General features: G+C 46.2%; 19 protein-coding genes and 1 pseudogene. All 20 read right to left on the reverse strand.

Annotation, left to right across the window (positions count from 1 at the left end; all coding sequences use genetic code 11):
- Nucleotides 1–128 precede the first annotated feature (128 nt).
- The gene (locus tag NST07_RS30475) at nucleotides 129–563 is read right to left on the reverse strand and encodes a DUF3021 family protein (RefSeq protein ID WP_341096556.1); all 435 of its coding nucleotides are present in this window, start codon (nucleotides 561–563) and stop codon (nucleotides 129–131) included.
- Nucleotides 564–575: 12 nt separating this feature from the next.
- A complete protein-coding gene (locus tag NST07_RS30480) occupies nucleotides 576–947 on the reverse strand; it encodes a LytTR family DNA-binding domain-containing protein (protein ID WP_256718263.1) in 372 nt (123 codons plus the stop codon).
- Nucleotides 948–1,599: 652 nt separating this feature from the next.
- Complete coding sequence (locus NST07_RS30485) at nucleotides 1,600–2,967, reverse strand: S41 family peptidase (RefSeq protein WP_341096557.1); 1,368 nt, start codon at nucleotides 2,965–2,967, stop codon at nucleotides 1,600–1,602.
- Between the two features lie 87 nt (nucleotides 2,968–3,054).
- On the reverse strand, nucleotides 3,055–4,425 hold the full coding sequence (locus tag NST07_RS30490; RefSeq protein WP_341096558.1) for a HAMP domain-containing sensor histidine kinase: 1,371 nt from the start codon (nucleotides 4,423–4,425) through the stop codon (nucleotides 3,055–3,057).
- Nucleotides 4,418–5,101: a response regulator transcription factor gene (locus tag NST07_RS30495; protein WP_341096559.1), complete on the reverse strand. Its 684-nt coding sequence runs from the start codon at nucleotides 5,099–5,101 to the stop codon at nucleotides 4,418–4,420. Before NST07_RS30495 ends, NST07_RS30490 begins: the two co-directional genes overlap by 8 nt.
- A gap of 1,389 nt (nucleotides 5,102–6,490) precedes the next feature.
- A complete protein-coding gene (locus NST07_RS30500) occupies nucleotides 6,491–7,897 on the reverse strand; it encodes an extracellular solute-binding protein (protein ID WP_341096561.1) in 1,407 nt (468 codons plus the stop codon).
- A 94-nt stretch (nucleotides 7,898–7,991) separates the two neighbouring features.
- Nucleotides 7,992–8,837: a carbohydrate ABC transporter permease gene (locus NST07_RS30505; RefSeq protein ID WP_341096563.1), complete on the reverse strand. Its 846-nt coding sequence runs from the start codon at nucleotides 8,835–8,837 to the stop codon at nucleotides 7,992–7,994.
- Between the two features lie 16 nt (nucleotides 8,838–8,853).
- The gene (locus tag NST07_RS30510) at nucleotides 8,854–9,783 is read right to left on the reverse strand and encodes a sugar ABC transporter permease (protein ID WP_341096565.1); all 930 of its coding nucleotides are present in this window, start codon (nucleotides 9,781–9,783) and stop codon (nucleotides 8,854–8,856) included.
- 59 nt (nucleotides 9,784–9,842) lie between these two features.
- Nucleotides 9,843–11,231 carry an MATE family efflux transporter gene (locus NST07_RS30515; RefSeq protein WP_341096567.1) on the reverse strand — a complete coding sequence of 463 codons (1,389 nt, stop codon included), beginning with the start codon at nucleotides 11,229–11,231 and terminating at the stop codon, nucleotides 9,843–9,845.
- Entirely contained in the window at nucleotides 11,228–11,929 is a 702-nt protein-coding gene (locus NST07_RS30520; RefSeq protein WP_341096569.1) for a glycerophosphodiester phosphodiesterase, read from the reverse strand. The genes NST07_RS30515 and NST07_RS30520 overlap by 4 nt, the downstream gene beginning before the upstream one ends.
- Nucleotides 11,930–11,948: 19 nt before the next feature.
- Complete coding sequence (locus tag NST07_RS30525) at nucleotides 11,949–12,962, reverse strand: CehA/McbA family metallohydrolase (protein WP_341096570.1); 1,014 nt, start codon at nucleotides 12,960–12,962, stop codon at nucleotides 11,949–11,951.
- On the reverse strand, nucleotides 12,959–13,462 hold the full coding sequence (locus tag NST07_RS30530) for a hypothetical protein (protein WP_342480712.1): 504 nt from the start codon (nucleotides 13,460–13,462) through the stop codon (nucleotides 12,959–12,961). Before NST07_RS30530 ends, NST07_RS30525 begins: the two co-directional genes overlap by 4 nt.
- A 172-nt stretch (nucleotides 13,463–13,634) precedes the next feature.
- Nucleotides 13,635–14,642: a LacI family DNA-binding transcriptional regulator gene (locus NST07_RS30535; RefSeq protein WP_341096573.1), complete on the reverse strand. Its 1,008-nt coding sequence runs from the start codon at nucleotides 14,640–14,642 to the stop codon at nucleotides 13,635–13,637.
- 575 nt (nucleotides 14,643–15,217) lie between these two features.
- Nucleotides 15,218–15,439, reverse strand: coding sequence for an abortive infection family protein (locus NST07_RS30540; protein WP_341097792.1), 222 nt, complete (start codon nucleotides 15,437–15,439; stop codon nucleotides 15,218–15,220).
- On the reverse strand, nucleotides 15,436–15,777 hold the full coding sequence (locus NST07_RS30545; RefSeq protein WP_341096576.1) for a hypothetical protein: 342 nt from the start codon (nucleotides 15,775–15,777) through the stop codon (nucleotides 15,436–15,438). Before NST07_RS30545 ends, NST07_RS30540 begins: the two co-directional genes overlap by 4 nt.
- A 212-nt stretch (nucleotides 15,778–15,989) precedes the next feature.
- Entirely contained in the window at nucleotides 15,990–16,430 is a 441-nt protein-coding gene (locus NST07_RS30550; protein ID WP_341379895.1) for an HIT family protein, read from the reverse strand.
- 179 nt (nucleotides 16,431–16,609) lie between these two features.
- Nucleotides 16,610–16,738 carry a hypothetical protein gene (locus NST07_RS30555; protein ID WP_341379897.1) on the reverse strand — a complete coding sequence of 43 codons (129 nt, stop codon included), beginning with the start codon at nucleotides 16,736–16,738 and terminating at the stop codon, nucleotides 16,610–16,612.
- Nucleotides 16,735–17,040, reverse strand: coding sequence for a DUF3888 domain-containing protein (locus NST07_RS30560; protein ID WP_341379898.1), 306 nt, complete (start codon nucleotides 17,038–17,040; stop codon nucleotides 16,735–16,737). The genes NST07_RS30555 and NST07_RS30560 overlap by 4 nt, the downstream gene beginning before the upstream one ends.
- Nucleotides 17,041–17,382: 342 nt before the next feature.
- Nucleotides 17,383–17,839 (reverse strand): annotated as a pseudogene (locus NST07_RS30565) (transposase); the annotation flags it as partial.
- A 335-nt stretch (nucleotides 17,840–18,174) separates the two neighbouring features.
- Complete coding sequence (gene glmS / locus NST07_RS30570) at nucleotides 18,175–20,007, reverse strand: glutamine--fructose-6-phosphate transaminase (isomerizing) (RefSeq protein WP_038596945.1); 1,833 nt, start codon at nucleotides 20,005–20,007, stop codon at nucleotides 18,175–18,177.
- Nucleotides 20,008–20,320: the final 313 nt, after the last annotated feature.

Consider the following 20,320-nt stretch of genomic DNA (forward strand, 5'->3'; position numbering starts at 1 on the left):
GCGAAAAGAGTGTATATAGAAAAACGATAAGCTGTATCCACGAACCAATAAGATGCAAAAAAGCAGTAAGCATAGAGCTTACCGCCTTCTTTTAAAGAGCCTTAAATGCTGCTTTATGATTGTATAGACTACTCGTAAGTTCCTTTCTTAACTGCCTTTAGTCTTTCGTTGATCCTGTTTGCTTCCTTTTTATCATTCTCATAGGACAATAGACGAACTATGGCATAAACCACTGCAATTTCGATTGCAAGAGTGAGTGCGCCGGATACACTACTTACAGCACCAATTAAGCTGCCAAGAGAAATCAAAAGGAACTCTAAGGTGAAGAAATGGACGACAATTCGGACACGCATTCTCTTCTCACTTATCCCATGAGGAGCATACAAAATAATTCCCGTTAATGCACTCAAAAATGAAAAGGCCATAAGGATATATATCGACTTCAGATCAAAGGCTATATCGGGAGCAAAAATTTGCCGTAAAATTGTAATTATAATGACTACGGATGCGAAGATCATCAAGAACTCCCTAATGGTCTCTTTTACAAATTCAGAAAACCTCATGTCGATCCCCCCTTATAATCCAAGTCTGTTTTTGAGCACAGGTACATACTGTCTTGAGATAACTACACGTTCCCCATTATCAAGCAATGCTACGAACCGGCCGCTTATAGACGGATGAATACTTGCAATCCTGGCAATATTCAAAATCGTAGATTTGGATGCACGAAAACAGTTCTTTTCACTGCATAATTCCTCTAGCTCATACAGCTTTTGTTTGACTTCATACACCTTGTTCTTGCTGTACACAAACACCTTTCCGTCAACGGCCTCGAAATAATAGATATCACTGAGATTAATACGGCTCACACTGTCATCCTGATATCCCAGTATAACGAGAGCTTCTGTTGTCAGCTTATTTACAATCTCGTTTATTTCGTCATCCACTTCATGACACCTGATGCGGATCTCCTCTTCTTGATCTCTGCTGATTTCTTCGATGGAAATTTTAATAGGATCACCCTCGGGATTTCAAATTATTATCTCGAACATAGCGATGAAGATTTAGCCGAATTTTTATATGACGCCATAATACATCATATCGATCAATGGAAGGAGTAATTATGAAACCACTCCCGATCGGGCAAAGGAACAGGGCTGTACAAAATTAGCTTGTGACCGCATAAACAAACAAGCTCAGTTTAATGCAACCCCTCTTTATAATTTAGTGATCTTTCATTGATTAAGAACAAATTGGATGATATATCCACTGCAATTAGTATATCTTCGGATTATTCGTAATGTAAATGTATATTAGAATTATAGCTGCCTCTTAGCTAAATCCTTCTCAGTCTACAACAAATCAGCGTTTTCTGAGGCACATTTCCAAAGTCCCTCCACCAGGTTCAATTCGGACTATACGGGGGTAAGAAACCAATACAAGGCGCGCTTTGTGATCCTCTAGAAAGGGCCCAGGTAATTTCGCATGATGACCGGTGATTTTGCGGAATGAACGCCCAAAAACCCCCGGCATTTACATTTGCCAGGGGCTTGTATTTTATCCCATTGGAGGAGTCCCGATGAGTGAAAGGGATATCCCTTATAGCTTCTTTTTAAGCAATTCCAAAGCTCGGTTCATCACCGGGTCCTTGCCGGCATCAATATCGGCTTGCTTGATCATGATCTTTTCGTCCGGCGGCAGGCCGCGCTGCTCGTAATTAGTGCCGTCAGGCGATGTATAGCGTTCGTTGCTCAGGGAGAATAACTGTTTGTTCGGCAACAGTCTAAGCAGCATGTCCGAAAAGTATCCGCACGTCTTTTCCCCGATAACCGTTACTTTGTCCAATGCTTTTAAGGCCATCGTCCCTGTCTCGCCGGCGCTTACCGTTAGCGGACTGGTCAGCACCACAATATTGTCAGCTGAAAACTGCTTTGCTCCCGGTTCGATATATACCTGCGTAGGTTTGGAGAATTGCTCGTATCCGCCTGTTCGGGCCTGTTTGGCATACGCCAGCTTGCGTTTCTCGGCAAACAAGCCGGCTATTTTTAACCCGAAGAAGTCCTCGCCCCCCTCATTAAAGCGCATATCGATCATAAAGTTGCGGCAGTTCGCCAGATCCTGCACCATTTCCGCCAGCGCTTGGTCAACTTTCTGCGGATCGGACTCGTCAAAACCAATCAGCTTGATGTAAGCGTCGCCGCTTTTCGTTTGGCCATAAACAATGCGCCCGTCGAGCTTGCTCTTTACCGCCCCTTTTATATATCCGTCTTCGACGTTTCGTTGCATCGACTTCGAATTGGCTTCGAAAAATTCCTCTCGCTCAACTTTGGACTTGGAGAAGATCATACCCTTTTTACCGAATATGACGCTGTGTCCGTCGTTCAGCTTTTGAAACATTTGCGTCAAAATGTCCTCCAGTTCCTTCTCGGAGGTAGCGGCGCCAACTTTGGGCCGATACTCTTTGTACACCTCTTTCCAATTCACTTTGACGAGCGGAAAGAAACTGAAATTCTCTTCAAAGGATTGCCAGAATACTTCAAAATTTTGTACGGGATCATTGCTGAATCCGTTATACTTCACCTTGGGAAGATTATCGATCCGTGTGAGATGCTGCACGTACCCCAAGCCATCGGTCAAGCTGCCGTTAACGAAGCGGCCCATCGGAAATCGTGGGGCATTAAATTGCTCCAGGGATTTGGTGTTGTCGTAAATTTCATTAATATAAATGTCGCCGTTGTTATCGATATTTCCTTTCCCGAACGGTACCAAGCTGTCCTTGGTGTAGCTGTAGACCTTAACGGATTGGCCTTCTATTTCGATTATATGGCCATACCCTTTCGATTGCCAAAGCTGGCGTTCGGCGGCTGCGGTTGCGGGGGGCGGCTGCTTCCGGTTCTCCTTCGCCTGGACATAGGTTCCCGACATGCTGAATGTCAGGAGGGTCAAGATGGCAATCAATACTTTCATTTTTGGTCCTCCTTCTGATCAAAATATATAAAATTGGCTTTCGAGGATAGTATAAAGCCCGAATTTGTCCTCAGTTTGAACGGAGGATTACAATTCGGGCTTTGTATCTTCGAGGGGAAGTGTGATCGAGAAGGAGGTTCCGCCCCCCAATCTGCTGGACACTTCAATTTTTCCATGATGAAGATCGACAATTCGCTTGACGATGGAAAGACCGATTCCGTTGCCGCTAACATTGCGGTTTCTCGCTTTATCCACTTTGTAGAACGGTTTGAAAATTTGGCTGATTTCCTCCTCAGGTATGCCGATTCCATTGTCCGTCATTCGGACGACTGCGCTTTCGCCTTTCTTGAAGGACTCCACCATTATCTTTCCATGATCGGCGGTAAATTTGATGCAATTGCCAAGCAAGTTGTTCCACACCTGATTCATCTTGTCTTCATCCGCCACAATGGTTATCGGTTCCAGCATTAGCTGCATATCCAGATTGCGGGCAGACCATTGCGGTTCCAGGCGAATGACAGCTTTACGCAGTTGCTCGTCGAGACAAAACTTTTGCGGGGCGGGCTTTGCATGCTCGTGCTCCAGGCTGGTCAATTCCAGCAGATCGTCGCACAGCCGGGACAGCCTGTCGCTCTCCTCGTCGATAATATTCAACATCCGCATACGGGTTTTCTCGTCCATGGACTTGATCTTCAGCACACGGGTATATCCTTTGATCGACGTTAGAGGAGATTGGATTTCGTGGGATACATCGGAAACAAACCGCCGACGGAGCATATCCAGCCTTCCCAATTCAGCCGCCATCGCGTTAAAGCTTAGGGTAAGCTGTCCAATTTCGTCACGACGTTTGGTAGACAGGCCAACGTTAAAATCACCCCTGGCCATTCTTTGCGTTGCATGCGTCAGCTTCCGAAGGGGCCTGACCATATACCGCGCAGCGATCAACACCAGAATACTTCCCAAACCGAGAGTAAACAGCTGCTGATACCGGATCAAGGAATCGATTTCGTCGAGGACAAAACTGGTCTGAGTCGTAACCAACAAGACGTGCGGCGAACCGTTCAGCGCAAAAGGCAGGCCAACCGTAATCTCGTCATCATCGCTGGACCCGTTGTGATAAATTTTGTTTTGCTTAAGCACTTGCTGCAGATAAGTTTGATCCTTCTGCCGGTCTGGAGCAGCGCTCCCCGGGTTCAGCAGCGTTCCAGCGCTGTCATAAAATCGTATCTTATAAAAGGGCATAGAATTGCTTACTTCCACGAAAGCCTTCGCATCCTTCGGAGCCAATTTCTTATATAATTGAATGATCATTTGGGCATTGCCAATCATCTTCTCTTCCACTGTCGCTTCGATATGGCCTTTGTAGAAATAGCTTTGAACGAATAAAACCGAGAGCAGGCTGACTATGACGACTCCCAGAAACGTGAACACGACGCGGGCATAGAGCGAGTTAATCATGATACGCCTCCAGACGGTAGCCCATGCCGCGCATCGTTACGATGCGGAAATCTTCGGCATACTGCTCAAACTTGTCGCGCAGACGTTTGACATGCGTGTCCACGGTGCGTTCATCCCCGTTGTACGCGTAACCCCAGATGTCGCGGATCAGCATGTCGCGCGTAAAAATTTGCCCGGGATAACTGGCCAGTTTGTAAAGCAGCTCAAATTCTTTTAAAGGAAGAGCCCATTCTTCGCCCGTATCGGAAAAGTGAACCTGGTAGCTCGTTTTATCGAGAATGACTCGACCGAGCTTCACGATATGGGAGGTAGCGATCCGATACCTTTTAAGCAGTGCCTTGACCCGCATAACCATCTCCATCGGATCAAAAGGTTTGGTCAAATAATCGTCCGTCCCCAATCGAAAGCCTTTGACTTTGTCCAGCGACTCCTTTTTGGCCGTGACCATCAGCATCGGCTTGTCCCCGGCCTCCCGCAGCTTTCTGCACAGCTCCCAACCGTCCATGCCGGGCATCATAATATCCAAAATGATTAAATCGACGGAATGATGCAAGTAATAATCCCAGGCTTCGAGACCATCCGTTTTCTCTACGACGTCCATACCTTCGTCTCTTAATAACAGCCCTGCCAGTTCGCGGACAAGGGCGTCGTCATCCACTACCATAATCGTCGGCAATATTCATTCACCTCTATTCGAAGCCCGCTCCGTGAGGAATGACCCTGCGCAAGCTGAAGCTTTTCTTGCCAAATTCGCTTTAACGTTTCACCGAACTTTTTATCATTAAAGAAAGGTTTCCGTTGAACGGAGCCCTACCGTCATAATGACAAGCCCCCTCCATATTATCTTACACGGAACAGGGGGGCCGTTGCAAAACGATTCAATACTCCGTAATCGCGCCATGATATCTGAGAGGAAGCAAAAAGAAGGCTGCGAAGCATCCAACTTTTTTATCACCAAACAATAATAATTGTTCAACAATTTGCTCTTAGTCTCCATTAAAAAAATAAAGCTGTCCTGAGATTTCAGGACGGCTTATGATGTCTGGGTTGTTGTGCCAACTTTTATTATCAGACAACTTCATAACCTTAATGTCTGTTTCATAACTATGTTGTTTCTATACCCCAGACAAGTGTATGGAGAAAATAAAGTATTAGACCGGAGTATAATAAACTATTTGACACACTCCCCCTAATATTCGCTTTTTAAGTAAGAATCTTTGGAGTTATATTAGGGAGTTGTATTAACAAAGTGGCCGTCTTAGAAATGAAGTGACGGGAGGAATTCTCCCGCCAAATCATTGCATTAATCAGGCAATATCTAAGGTGCATAAATTTCTCTAAGGCAAATAACAAGGCCCATGAATTCCGTTAGGGCAATAGGCTGGAGGAGGAGGAGGATTGCCACCAGGAAGGTCTTTGCCACCTCCTCTACCATCGGCTAGAGCAGTACTAGATACTGATGCACACATAACGAATGCAAAAACGATAGCTAGAAATTTTTTCTTCATTTTCTCACCTCCTAAATAGAATAAAACAATATAATATTCTTTAGTGGGAATATTATACAAATAGGTTACTATACTAATTTTGATTTTACAATATTTTGAAAGTTAAGCCGTGTTTTTCTCTATTAAGAAGAATCAACTCGCCTATTTCTCTATAGCAGCGGACTTTCATAATTATCGTCCTCTTCTTATGCAATTCAAATATATCCGGTGTCTTCGACAAACGAATGTCTAATCATGTTCTTGTCCATTTTCGGCATAAAACAGAAAAACCGCGCTGGGCGCGGGTTCTTATGGGACTACGTTCTTGTCCTGCGACGATCGTTTGGAAAATCATAGAATAATGCGCTTGGAACAACGGTCCATTTGCGAAGTGCCCACCTAAGCACACACATCAATCCGTGTAAAAAATAGAGCTGTCCCAAGCAGCCCATTCATGGCTTTATGGACAACTCCCTATCGAATTAGGTATCGCCTTATGCCGGCACATTTTCCGTATGAATACATTAGTCAGTTACATTTTGCCAGGGCAAGACTTCTCTATAGTCTACATCATAGCATTACTGCTGATCGGCCAACCATTTAGTGCCTTCCTCCTGAGCCTTCTTCATTCCTTCGGCCGCACCTAGTTCACCTAACAGAACACGTTCTACATTCTCTGACAGAATATAGCGCGGTTGACCGGAGCGGTATGGATAACGTGGTGTCCACAGCTGGCCCATTTGCTTCAGAATAATGTCCATTTGTCCAATCTCCTGAACAGAAGGCCATTTCTCAGCTGCCTTGATGACTGGCATACTCTGCGAACGCTGTTCATCCCACATATATTGCTGGAAGAACTCGCTGCCGCTGAATTTCAACCATTCCCAAGCCAGGTCTTTTTTGCTGCTGGATGCTCCAATTGCGAACGGGCTTCCGGCGAACATGCCGCCCATACCTGTATCCTGATTTTTGAACAGCAAGGCCGCCTCGTAGCGGTCTTCAAGCCCAAAGTTGGCCAGACCATTGATAAATCCCGGACTTTCACGCAGGTTGATCGCAATGTTGTTATTTTCCGTCAGGAAGTTTTCAGAGCCTTGTCCGGCCATTACGCCCTCCGGTGCATACTTAATCGCTTCTTTCAACCAATCGATTGATTTCACCATGGTCTCGCTTTCGAAGTTCAGCTTCATATCCTTCCACAAGAATCCTGTGCCCCATTGTCCACCCAGCGATTCATTAATATTCATTACAGTATCGGCAGCATCGGCGCCCTTGAAGGTCAGACCATAGTTCTGTTCGCCCGTTTTGGGGTTCTTGCCTGTCATCTTGGAGGCTTTCTCCATGACCTCCTCGATAGTCGGAGACTCGGACAAATATTCCACACCCCATTCATCGAACAACTGCCGGTCATATACAATTACCCGCGCATCGCCGATAAAAGGCAAGCCATAAATCTGTAGCTCCTGATCATCCGGTCCCATGGCCTTCCAGCCATCCACCTGTCCATTCAGATAACTCCCCAGATCATAGCTGTCTTTATCAATGTAGGACTGCAACGGCTCCAGCAGACCTTGTTCGGCAAAAGCGGCAATCCCAGGCACTTGATATACATCGGCTGCTCCTGATTGAAGCATAGTTTGAGTCTTCTCGTTGTAGTTATCCCAGCCCATAAGTACAAACTCGACAGCTGCGTTAGGATACTGCTTCTCGAACTCCTCTTTCAGCACCTTTACACCCTTGGAGGTTTTGCCTGAGATTGCATCGGTCTTGTCCTCCAGCGAGAAATCGCCCACAAGTTGTACTTTCAGTGTTCCTGTCAGAGCTTCATTCGCCGCCACTGCACTTTTGGTGCCTTCAGTTTCTGCCGGCTCATTATTGGCCTTCACTGCCCCGTTCGAATTACCGTTTGTCCCACATGCACTTAGAATCATAGTAGACGCCAGCAGCAGCGTTCCTGTCAACTTCAGGGTCGATTTACTAAACATTGTTAGCTCCCCTAACTCCATTATATTTTTTATAAATTGCCACTTGCCTGCTTACCAGTCCTGTCGCTTGAAGTGACCTCGCATTCTCCAGTTATCACTCTCCCTTCAAGCCGCTAAGGGCAATACTGCGAATAATGTATTTTTGTAAAAAGAGAAACACAAGCAGGATCGGCAGAATACTCATTGCCGCTGTAGCCATCGTAACCCCCACCAACCGGTTGCCATTCTCTGAAGAGAAGCTGGAAAGAAATAACGGTACGGTCTTCATATCCTGATCGTTGATGACAACGAGCGGCCACAGGAAGGAATTCCAGCTGTCCTGGAAGGCCAGAATCGCCAGTGTTGCTGTAATCGGTCCGGTCAGGGGAGCGAAAATACGGATAAAGATTGTGAACTCATTGGCCCCATCAATCTTGGCTGATTCACGTAACCCTTCAGGGAGACGGTCAAAATACTGCTTCACCAACACAATACCTAGCGCATTAATGATCGCCGGAAATATCAGGGGATATTTGGTATTAATCATACCGAGATCATTGAACATACTGAACATCGGAATCAGTCTGGCCTCGAACGGAATCATCATGGTGGCCAGGACTGCGAAGAATAGGAATTTCTTGCCTCTGAATTCCCCCCTGGAGAAGGCGTAGCCGGCCAGCAGGGCAGAAGACACACTGAGAATGACACTGAACAATGAAATGATAGCTGAATTGGCATAGGTCTTGAACAGAACCCCATTCTCGAATACCAGTTTATAGTTGAATATGGAGAACTGTTCAGGAATGATCCGCGGTGGAAACGGAACGGCTATGTTGCTGCTTCTTTCCAAGCTGACGCTTAACATCCAGAGAAAGGGATACAACATCAGCACACCCATACCAAGCAGGAGCAGGAACAGCAATCCGCCCGACAGTTTCCCTTTTCCTGTTACGCTCAACATGTTACGAGTCTCCTCCTTATATTTTCATCTTCGTGACCTTGGTATTGATATAAGTGAAAGCAAGTATAAAGAGGAATAGAATATATGACGCCGCAGAGGCCAGACCATATTCATGCCCACCGAACCCTCTTTCGAATATAAACCCTACAACAGTATGCAAGGACCGCGCCGGACTTCCCTGCAAGCCACCGAGCATATAAGCGTCGGAGAACCGCTGCAAGCCGCCGATCCAGCCAATGATAAACAGGACAGTCAGACTTCCAAGCATATTTGGCAGGGTGATGTACAGCCACTGTTTGAAACGTGAAGCCCCATCTATAGAAGCCGCTTCATAGTAGTCGCTTGATATCGCCTGCAAATTGGCCAGATTAATAATGATGACGAAGCCCAGCCAATGCCAAACAGAGAGAATGATCGCCCCCCACTTGGCAGAGAGGGGTTGTGACAGCCAGACTACCTTCTCGAAACCGAGCAATTGCAGCACATAGTTGAGTGGCCCATCGGGATGTAGAAGCGCCAGAAAGACAGTGGCAGCTGCAACAATAGAAGTGACATTGGGCAGATAGAACAGCACCTTGAAGAAGTTTGAGCCACGACGTAAATTGTTGATTAGACAAGCAATGATGAAACCTAGTGGAATGGCAATCAGAAGCTGGAAGACGGTAATGTAGAGCGTGTTGTACACCGAATACCAGAAGGTGCCTGATTCCAGCACACTCACGTAATTCTCCAGTCCAACGAACCGCTCATCAGCCCCCTTGGTGAAGCTGAGCCGCAGCGACTCAGCCAGCGGGTAGATCATGAACACCGAAATGCCAAGCAAGGTGGGCAGAAGAAACAGATACCAGGCAAACGGAGGCTGCCTCCGGATCATTTTGTTGCGTTTATGCAGCATACGTTGGTTTAAGACGCCCAGCGGTGTAGCCTTTGACATGTGGTCGGACAAGGGGACTATCCCTCCCTACTATTCATTTTGGAGAATAAAAATATTGTGTAAAGTTAACGTTAGACAGCTCCGGAATCGGGCTGCAATTCTGTGCTTCTGTATTTGGTATCGATAGCAGACAAGCGAATTTGCCGCCACTTCTCTGATTTCCAGCGTCGGAGCATGAAGTAGGCTCTAATCCATTCATCTATAATAAAAGCCAGCCAAATGCCGTATATCCCGTAACCCCATACGATACCGAACAGATAAGCCGCAGGGACGCTTACTCCCCACATCAGAATAAGTCCCATAATGACAGGATATTTCACTTCACCGCTGGCATTCAGCGAAGCAATCATAATAACATTGCAGGCACGGGCAGCTTCCAGCAGGACGGACAGCAGGATCAGGTTGGCAGACATGATAATGACATTGCTGTCCTCCGTAAACAAACCCATCAGTGGCTTGGATACCAGATACAGCAACAGGCTGACGGAGCAGCTCAGGAAGAGACCGATTTTCAGATGCCTAAGCCCGGTGGTACTCGCCTTCTCCGATTTTCCAGCTCCAATCAGATGACCAATCATAATCGAAGTCGCCTGACCGATAGAGACAGATAACAGGAAAATATATCCGGTAAGCGTTTGTGTGTATATCTTAGTGGTGATGGCTGTAGTCCCGAGAAGCGTTACCATCATCATAATGACTACCTGAGAAGCAGAATAGGAGAGATTCTCACCTGCTGAAGGAATACCCAGCTTGAAGATTTCCCGTAAATCAGCAAGTCGGAGTAAGATGCCTTTAACGCTGAACAGAGTTTGGCCCATCGCACGGATCAACAGGAACACAGCCAACGCCACACCAACCAGCTTACTTCCGAAAGTCACCCATGCTACACCTTCAACCCCATAGGAAGGCAGGCCGAACGGTTCATACAGCATTATATAATTGCCAAACGTATTGAGAGCGACCATCGCGAAGGACAGCAGAAGCATCCGCTTGACCATACCGTTCATGCGCAAGGTCATTTCCGCAGTCATAATGAAGGCCGTGGCAAAGGAGGCAAGTCCTGTCACCGATAGAAATACTGTCCCGTACTGCATCAATTCTTCAGGCAAGGAGATGGCGCGCAGGACCGGTTCAGGGAATAAGAACAGTCCTATGCTAGCTATACCACCGAGCAGCAGATTCGCTATTATTGCGGTCCGGGCGACATCGGCCGCCTCGGCCCGCTTCCCCGAGCCGTTCAATTGACTCATAATGATTCCGGCCCCTATGGTGGCGAATCCGAACAGCAGATTGATTGTAGAGAGCAATTGCGAGACCGTACCTATGGCTGCAACGGCAAGATCAGAATAATTGCTAAGCATCAAGGTATCGATTGTGAAGATAACCGTCTGCACCAGTTGGCTCAGAAACAGCGGTCCGGCCAATTCCAGCAGGGTGAGGGCGGGAGCGCTGCTCTTCATGCCCCGCCGTCCTCAGGCATAACAGCTCTCAGCGCTGCAAACTTCTTCACCTCATAGACAGTAACTGCATCTACGCCCATGTCCATATATTTAAAGAACAAGTCCTGATCATAGGGTAATGTATAGATCCAAACCTGCAACCCGTGAAGATGGGCCTGCTGAACCAAATAAGGCCGGCAGCATTCATATTGGATATTCACACCGCCGAACTTCGCTTCAGCCGCTCGATGGCACAGCTCTGCCGTTTGCTGCCGATAGCTTACTTCGTCCAACTCACTGAGTTCCTTCGGTAAATTCCACATTACATGTCTGGAATATCCGGAATTCGCTATCAGCCCTGTGGCCCCTGTGAACCATACCTGACTCCAGGTAGATGTGGCTGTTACATCAGCTATGGCCGCCAACCCCGCCTCTTCTGTTTTGAGATCCAGATTGAAGGCGACGGGCAACTGACTGAACCGTGTTAATACCCGGTTCAGCGTCTCCGGCTTTTGCCCTGTCTCCAGCAGCTGCCCATAATTCAACTGGTGGACGGAAGGCTCATCATCATGCTGGAGAACAGCCACATTATCCTTGGTTACTCTGACATCCACTTCTAGAATAGGAGCCCCCGCCTTCACTCCGGCTTCACAGGATTCAAGCGAATTGTAGCTCGTTCCCTCGCAGCCTGCATGGGCGATCAGCTTCGGATATTGCATTGCTATCCCTCCTTTGCAATTATTCTTCATCCCGCTGCCCGCTTGCGAAATAAATCGCATTGGTGCAGGCAATGGTTGTCAGGATTCCGTCGATGATGCCAAACAGCCGTACACGCAGCCATCGCAATCCTGCGGTTGTCAGCATAATAGGCAATCCGTTATACCCGAAGGCCGGTACTTTTGCCAGCTCCCCCAAATTAGAATCTACGATGATCAGGCTGCCCTCCTCCGGTCCCCAAGGACGCTCAGGCTGGTTTGAACGTGTGATCTGTACAGTCATCCCTGCAACAGGATGGTCCTCCCTGATGGCTAAGGGAACCTCGTCCCCAAGTCCATATTGGTCAGCTCCAAGAGAAAGACTGACTTCCAGAAGCGGCCCCATACTTAGGCAGATCTGTCCCTGCCTGATTGCGTTAATGATATCAGTTAATGAATGCGGCAATGGTGCATCGGGAAGGCCAATATACGTGTAAGCCGCCAGCTTGTCCGCCGAATCGGATCTATGCCAATCCCTACCGGCTGTAGCGGATATCCTGTACCCTTCGTTCAGCAGCTCGGTCCATTGTCTGAAAGCAGGCACATTATGATTCTTCATGGAAGGGTTCGTTTCATGCCATACCTCCATATAATCAATCTGATTCCAGTCGCTTACGGTGTAATCCCAGTGGCAGCCTGTACAGATCGGACTGCCGAAGCTGTAAGGATGGGCAATGCCCACGATGCCTCCCTGCTCATGAACACGAGCGATGCCCTTATGAATATCGTAGGGACCGAGATCCCTCCATTCGCAATAAGGAGCGCCAAGGGTCAGCATATGGCCGTAAAACGTCGTCCATTCCATGCCGGGAATGATAGTAATGCCTGTCTCCCTGCTGACAGCTTCAGCATCTGCCAGTCCCGATACGGTGTTATGATCTGTAAGCGCGATGCCTGTAAGCCCAAGCTCTGCTGCTGCCCGGCACATCTCCAGTAGAGAATGTGTCCCATCACTATGGGGAGTATGGGTATGAAGCTCAAATGGAAGCCATCTCATCTGCCGGTCCCCCTCACAAATAATTCATAGCGGCAATCGGGTGTAACAACACAATGCACGCTGATCGTTATCTTCCATACTCCGGAGGGAATGTCCCCTGAGATGAACCCGGGAGAAGTCTTGCTCCCATCCGGGCAGATCATGTGCTTCTGCTCTGGAGCATGCCGGTGTGCTGAGCCGCGGAAGCCCAAGGGGCTATCCAGAGATAATGTCAACAAATTCTGCAAGGGATAGAAATTGTCCCATTGCTTCTTATGCAATGCCACCCAAGCCGGATCGGAGTATATCTCGATAGCTTCTAATATAAGCGGCTGTGATGCATCTCTGTCTAAAAACTGTTTGGGTGCATACCTGAAATCGATCTCCAGTGAAGACAAGGGGTAATCCAAGTGGAATTGGTAAGTAATATGAGTTTTAGAACTAAGCGGAGTGAGCTTACCCTCAACCGTGATGATATCTTTATGCATGGCCTGTACCTCTTTCTCACCGTAATCACTCATATGGTATCGATACCGGAAAACTTTTCTTCACTAGCATAATCATTTCTTGTTAAAAGAACTCCTGCTTTTCAGTCGATTTATATTAAAGTTAGTCGATTGTTTTGTTCGTAATTGATATAAAAAAAAAGCAGGTCCGTCAACCTAGACGGACCTGCATGTACAGTGTTTCATATTATATTCTTCGACAGCTTGCCCGCTCCATGATCCGGTGCGGCAGATAAATGTCTTTACAGTCCGGCTGCTCCCCTTCTTGAATTAAGTTGTGAAGATATTCAAGCGAAGTCCGTCCGAGCTCCCGGACAGGCTGCTGCATAGAAGTAAGCATTGGCCTGACGGCCTCTGCAATCAGACTGTCGTCAAATCCCATGACAGATATATCCTCAGGAACACTAAGTCCATAATCAAGCGCACAGTTCATGGCACCTACTGCCATATCGTCACTGGCAGCAAAAACAACAGTAGGCCGCTCTCCTTGCTCCAGAATCTCCTGCATCATTAATCGTCCGCTTTCGAGTTTATAGTTGCCAAACCTGATGAAATTAGGATTGAGCGGAATACCGGATTTGTTTAAGGCATCCAAATAACCTTGATAGCGACTACGGCCTGCCGTTACATCCTCCAGATCCCCACCCAGGAAGGCAATCTGGCGATGACCGAGGCCGATCAGATATTCGGTGGCATCCAGTGCCGCCTGATAGTCATTAATCAGCACAGAGAACCTGTCCGGCAGCGGGGAGCGGACACAAGAGAACAGGATAGGCATAGAAGCACTTTCTATAAAAGAAAGGATACGTTCGTTCACCTTTTGGTGCATGATGATGATTCCGTCTACCCGCATCTCCTGAACAGCATACAGATATTTTAATTCCTTATCCAGATTTTCTGCAATATTGCAGACGATTAGATTGTAGCCATATTCGCTGGCACTTTCCTCAATACTGCTTAATATAGTTGAGCAGAAATAATTCGTGAGATCGGGAACGATGACACCAATTGTATCGGTTTTCTGCTTTTTTAAACTGCGGGCAATCTGGCTTGGGGTGTAGTTCAATTCCTTGATCGCCTGGTTCACCTTCTCAAGAATATGTTGGCTAATATATTTCTCACTATTCAGAACTCGGGACACACTGGTGACAGAAACACCCGCTCGTTTAGCTACATCTTTTATTCTTGCGCTCATGTGTACTCACTCCTTAGCAAGGTCAATGCGGATGAATCATACAACTGCTGCTGTTTTTGTGAAATATTTGGCGGCAGCTATAGAATTTACATCATCCATTATACAGACTGTTGCGTTTCGAAGTGTAAGGCCTGTGTAATTTTCTGATACGGATGACGACTACTTGATGTTCTGTGAAAATAAAGTATTAGACTAGAGTCGTTGATTTAACAACGTATTTGAATTGAAGAATCGTCAGCTTTTGGAAAATAAGTATCCTCTCCAACCAATCCATCGTTCTCCCTTCGAGTTAAATACTATCGTAAATAAAAGTGACTTGCCGGGCATTTCTTGCACAAAATTGTCAGCATCGTTCGCATCCTCTGGAGACCGATCCAAACAAATCCGATGTATAATAACATTGCGCTTGACTGCCAGTTAGGTTAAACAAAAGCAGCCGATTTAGCAGTCTGCTCTTTACGCTTTCGTTCCCCCGTTAGTTAAGCAGCTTACCGCATTCACATCGGCAAGGGGGACTTCAGCAGATGTCTCTCCGATACTGTTCGGCACATCTTTGACCAGCTTCCAAACTCTCCTTATATTTTGGAATCAATATATTGTAAAATACTTCTAAATAAATTCAAAACAAGTTTCGCCTCTTCTTCACCAATTATTTCTTCATTGGGATGGGTATAAGACTTGTTATTTCTTATCTCATTTAAATTCTCAAGCAGCTTGCTAATTGCATTAACGATTTGATTGATTTGTAAATGACTTTGTGAATGATCAATAAGTATACTAGGATGTTCCTGTTTCAGCTTACTCCAGTAATCTTGTTGTCGTGTATTCGCTTTTTTTGTTCAAATTCATATTGAGTCAAAATTTCTTCATTGAACCGATCTTCAAAAAACTCCAAGGTATATTTATCTATTACTCCATGTAATATCTTCGACTGAATAAATGGTTCTGCCTCGGATAATATTCTTGTAAATCTTTGCCTTGTCGTACCTTGGAATTCATTGGGATCAATGTCTACACCACAATACATAGGATAAAATTGAGCATGAGAAGCATATGTAAAGTTACCAAGATAACCACCTTCGCCACCGATGTACCCCAAAACACTGTTTACTTCCTTACCTCCTAGTCTTTCCATCAATGATTCACTCCAAGTAGTTTTTTAATTTGTTTTAGTTTTTGCCGAATCTCAGCTAACGTTTCCGTGTTCACGATGTCCCACCACCTTAAGCGAACGAATGTGAGCGGCTGCGATGCGGTTAGGTGGTGCGGATGTGTCGCCTGAATCCTCTTCTTCGAAATACCTCTGGCGACCGAGGCGGCTTGTCCGCCGATGCGTGGAAGGCATTGTTATCTGAAGTTACTATCTCCTTGGGATACCCTTTCAATTTCTTGTAAAATTCTATTTCTTGTTTCTAATAATCTAGTTCCTGCTTTATGATCTATGATCGGATCGGACCATGTAAAACCATCATCCTTAAATCTAGGTATTACGTGCATGTGATAGTGTGTCAAGTCATTAAACATTCCACCATTCTGACAAATGGTGATTCCATCCGGTTTATAGACTTCTTTAAGTACTTTAGATATGTAGACTGAGGCATTCATAATTGCATATAAAGTATCCCTGTCCATCTCATCCGAATCATAAAAATGCTTTTTAGGAAGTATTAATATATGACCTTCATTAAAAGGTGCGATATCTAATACGCATATTACTAATTCGTCTTCATAGATAATGTTAACATGTGGTTCTAAAAGATTTACGATTCTACATCCAAGACAGTTCATAACGAATATCACCTGTTTTCTTGTTTTTTTTACTTTACAGTAATTTCAGATAACGTCTTATTTACGAACTTTAGCTCCATATGTAGAGTATTCGGGGAAATCATCAAGCTATCCTGCCCGTTAGCGTAATGAAAAGATTAGCCGATCGTTTGGCCGGCTGCAGTCATGTCTGAATTGAGCTATCGTTCCTCGTTAGTTTTGCCCACACCTTTCTCATTCTTAATAATGTGGTTCCAATTGGGGGGCAGCTCAAAATCCTTAAGATGCTCAAACCCGATTACTTCTACCGTTCCCATATTGTCAATCATGAAGGAAATAAAGTAGTTCCAACATCAAGATGTGGACCGATATAAGGTGATACTGTTACATTAACGATGATATGGGAATCTTGATATCCAACCAATACGTTCAATGGATCAAGAAATGGAGCAAACGTAGGTTTTTCATTCAGTTTATCCTTGTAATAAATATCTAATTGTTCTTGTATCTTGGGCGTTAACAAGGTAAGTATGACCCTATATGGGTCTGGATTCGTTTTAGCGTAAGCTGTTTGAATTGATGCCAAAAAACAAATTATGATCAGAGTACATGTCATTACACCGCGTCGCATGGAGATCGCCCCTCAGTTTTTTTAATAATCTTCCCATACGACTTCTAAACTATCCTGCCCATCCCTCGGTTTTAAGGGTTTATCTCACATATACTCACTCATTCGTAGGATTTCGTCGCCTCGGAATACAGTTAACGTTCAGAAAGTAAGCTCATTAGACACCGTTGTCTCGATCTTGGGTATGCGGGAACAGAAGAAGCGTGTGGAACAGCTCTCCAAGTGTTATTCTTCTGCACGCATACTCCACAATTTCCTTGGGGGTTCACCATCCCATGACTCTACGGGTCTATGCCCTTACATTCCTTCGTTTCACCTGACCAAGGCGTGGAGACCGATAACGTTTCGTAACTTCTGAAAGACGATAGCCTGTCGCGAGTATTCATAGTAGTAGCCTCGACTGATCACATCAGCAATGACAAGCGCATCCTTCGGATCACTTTTGGAGGGAGAATTATCGCGGTTCTCCTTGTTTCGTTTGGTGGTTGCCGGATTCACCATTACAACGCCTATGCCTTTGTCGGTAAGCCAATTGGCCAGGTTATACCCGTAGTGTCCGGTCGGCTCCATCCCGATTATGAGATCCTTTAAGCCGTGTTTCCGCCCTATTCCCTCGATCCACCGATCTAATTTTTCGAATCCTTCAATTGTATTTGAGAATGTAAGATGTCGCTTACTAAGTACGATACCACGAAAATTAGTCGCTTGTGCAACATGAGTTTCCTTCGCGATATCTATACCCACAACAAGGTGAGATGTGGTCAATGCGTTGATTTTGATCGTCTGATTGTTTAAACTTCATAATAAGAGCGCCTCCTTGATGGTGTTGGGTTATAAACCCGTCGACAAACCCATCATACCGAGGCGCTCCTTTTTTGACAAAGACCAAATCTTAAGCCTTACAGGAATGTTTGTGAGTTCAGAACTAGGTTAAAGTTTTATTGCTCAGCCAATCATAAAAAAAGTCCCGATGATTTAAGGCATCATCGGGACTTTTTGTCGGTATTAAAGGGGCCTCTTCAACTTCATGGACCAACTATTTGTAAAGGTACTAACTTTATTGTCCGAGCACTTACATTAATGTCTGTACACCAACTTTAATGTCACCAGACACAAGAATTCTTATCAAAACCCCTACTACTCCACCGTAACGCTCTTCGCCAGGTTACGTGGTTTATCCACATCGTGGCCCAGGGCCAGCGAAGCATAGTAAGCCAGCAATTGTAGCGTTACTACGGACAAAGCAGACGTCAGCAGCGGCAGGGTCTTAGGAATCACGAATGCCTGATCTACCGATCTCAGCAGGTCGGTTACATGCTCTTCATGAGTGATTGCCAGCACGTCTGCGCCGCGGGCTTTCACTTCTTTGATGTTGCTGACGGTTTTCTCCAGAACGGACTCCTGGGTAGCCAAGGCAATGACTGGAACGCCTTCTTCAATCAGCGCCAGGGTACCATGCTTCAGTTCACCCGCAGCATAAGCTTCGGAGTGAATGTAGGAGATTTCTTTCAGCTTCAGTGAGCCTTCCTGAGCTACCGCATAGTCTACGCCGCGGCCGATGAAGAACAGGTGTTTGTGCTCTGAAATTTGCTCGGCATAGGTTTTGATCGCTTCTTTCTGTGCCAGAATTTCTTCCACTTGCTCAGGCAGTGACTGCATAGCGGCGAGAATCTCGGCAACCTGTGCTTCGCTTTGCGTTTCGCGTACTTCAGCCAGGTACAGACCAAGCAAAGTAAATGCGATAATCTGCGAAGTATAAGCCTTAGTGGACGCTACAGCGATTTCCGGTCCAGCCAGTGTCACAAGTACATCATTGGCTTCACGGGCGATGGAGCTGCCCACAACGTTGGTGATTGCCAGTACATGCGCACCGTTTGCTTGACCTTCACGCAAAGCAGCCAGTGTATCAGCAGTCTCGCCAGATTGGCTGACAACGATGACCAGTGTTTCCGGTGTTACGATTGGTGAACGGTAACGGTATTCCGAAGCGATATCGTTCTCTACCGGGATACGAACCAGGGATTCAATCAGGCTGCGTCCAACCAGACCCGCATTGTAGGCTGTACCGCAAGCAACGATCTGGATGTTGCGGATATTCTTGATTTGCTCAACGGTCAGGTTCAGCTCCGGCAGAATAACCTTGTTGCCTTCAGCATTCATACGGCCGCGCATAGTGTCGCGGTAAGCCTTAGGCTGTTCGTGAATTTCTTTCAGCATGAAATGCTCATAACCGCCTTTTTCTGCGGTAACTGCATCCCAATCGACAGTAATCATTTCCCGAGAAATAAAGTTGCCTTCAATCGTCATCAGTTCGACAGCATCCCGTGTCAATACAGCCATTTCGCCGTCGTTCAAAATATATACATTGCGGGTGTATTCCAGCAGTGCCGGAATATCGGACCCGATAAAGTTTTCGCCTTCCCCAAGGCCGATAATCAGCGGGCTGGCTTGACGCACAGCTACCAATTTATCCGGCTCATATTCAGTCAGAACACCCAGTGCAAACGCACCGCGCATGAAAGTGATCGCTTTTTGAACAGCTTTTACGATATCTCCTTCATATTCACGGGCGATCAGGTGGGAAATAACCTCTGTATCTGTTTCGGAAGTGAAGTGGCATCCGCCGGCAATCAGCTCTTCTTTAAGGTCCAGGTAGTTTTCGACAATCCCGTTGTGAACTACCGAGAACTTCTGGCTTTCATCGGTGTGAGGATGGGAGTTCTCATCAGAAGGTTTACCATGAGTCGCCCAGCGGGTGTGCCCGATTCCGGCACTTCCTGTCAGCGGAGTGGTTTCAAGTCTCGACTCCAGGTTTGCCATACGGCCCTGAGCCTTCACGACCTGCAGTCCTTCCTTGGTAAATACGGCAATACCTGCCGAATCATAACCACGGTACTCCAGCTTCTTCAATCCTTCAACCAAGATCCCCTGCGAATTCTGATTACCAATATATCCTACAATACCACACATTATATTTTCCCCCGTCCATTTTATCGTAATGTGGGCGGCATAAGGAAAGAAACGTGCCGTGCGGCATGTTACTTGAGAAAAAGCAAATATTCTGTTGTAGTCATAAGTCCAACAAAATAAACCTGTCACCTGCTAGGTGTTCATGAAATGCACAGTCTTCTCCTCTGCCGCAGCAGACCTCTGTTTACTTTCCAGATCGCACATACCCATGAAATAACATTTCTAATTTGCACCCATAGTCGCGTTGTAAGAGTGGTCGCCCGCTCATTTTCCGCTTCCATTTACGGCTCTGGTGCATCACCGGGAGGTCCCC

The organism is Paenibacillus sp. FSL L8-0340, from assembly GCF_038593145.1.
GTDB lineage: Bacteria > Bacillota > Bacilli > Paenibacillales > Paenibacillaceae > Paenibacillus_AQ.

Bases quoted from the DNA above. Each gene is read 5' to 3' on its own strand.
- NST07_RS30515 (WP_341096567.1), bottom strand. From the start codon at position 11,231: ATGAAGAGCAGCGCTCCCGCCCTCACCCTGCTGGAATTGGCCGGACCG.
- NST07_RS30550 (WP_341379895.1), bottom strand. From the start codon at position 16,430: ATGAACTGTCTTGGATGTAGAATCGTAAATCTTTTAGAACCACATGTT.
- NST07_RS30560 (WP_341379898.1), bottom strand. From the start codon at position 17,040: ATGCGACGCGGTGTAATGACATGTACTCTGATCATAATTTGTTTTTTG.
- NST07_RS30520 (WP_341096569.1), bottom strand. From the start codon at position 11,929: ATGCAATATCCGAAGCTGATCGCCCATGCAGGCTGCGAGGGAACGAGC.
- NST07_RS30555 (WP_341379897.1), bottom strand. From the start codon at position 16,738: ATGATTGACAATATGGGAACGGTAGAAGTAATCGGGTTTGAGCATCTT.
- glmS (WP_038596945.1), bottom strand. From the start codon at position 20,007: ATGTGTGGTATTGTAGGATATATTGGTAATCAGAATTCGCAGGGGATC.
- NST07_RS30535 (WP_341096573.1), bottom strand. From the start codon at position 14,642: ATGAGCGCAAGAATAAAAGATGTAGCTAAACGAGCGGGTGTTTCTGTC.
- NST07_RS30545 (WP_341096576.1), bottom strand. From the start codon at position 15,777: ATGGAAAGACTAGGAGGTAAGGAAGTAAACAGTGTTTTGGGGTACATC.
- NST07_RS30475 (WP_341096556.1), bottom strand. From the start codon at position 563: ATGAGGTTTTCTGAATTTGTAAAAGAGACCATTAGGGAGTTCTTGATG.
- NST07_RS30525 (WP_341096570.1), bottom strand. From the start codon at position 12,962: ATGAGATGGCTTCCATTTGAGCTTCATACCCATACTCCCCATAGTGAT.
- NST07_RS30505 (WP_341096563.1), bottom strand. From the start codon at position 8,837: ATGTTGAGCGTAACAGGAAAAGGGAAACTGTCGGGCGGATTGCTGTTC.
- NST07_RS30530 (WP_342480712.1), bottom strand. From the start codon at position 13,462: ATGAGTGATTACGGTGAGAAAGAGGTACAGGCCATGCATAAAGATATC.
- NST07_RS30490 (WP_341096558.1), bottom strand. From the start codon at position 4,425: ATGATTAACTCGCTCTATGCCCGCGTCGTGTTCACGTTTCTGGGAGTC.
- NST07_RS30485 (WP_341096557.1), bottom strand. From the start codon at position 2,967: ATGAAAGTATTGATTGCCATCTTGACCCTCCTGACATTCAGCATGTCG.
- NST07_RS30500 (WP_341096561.1), bottom strand. From the start codon at position 7,897: ATGTTTAGTAAATCGACCCTGAAGTTGACAGGAACGCTGCTGCTGGCG.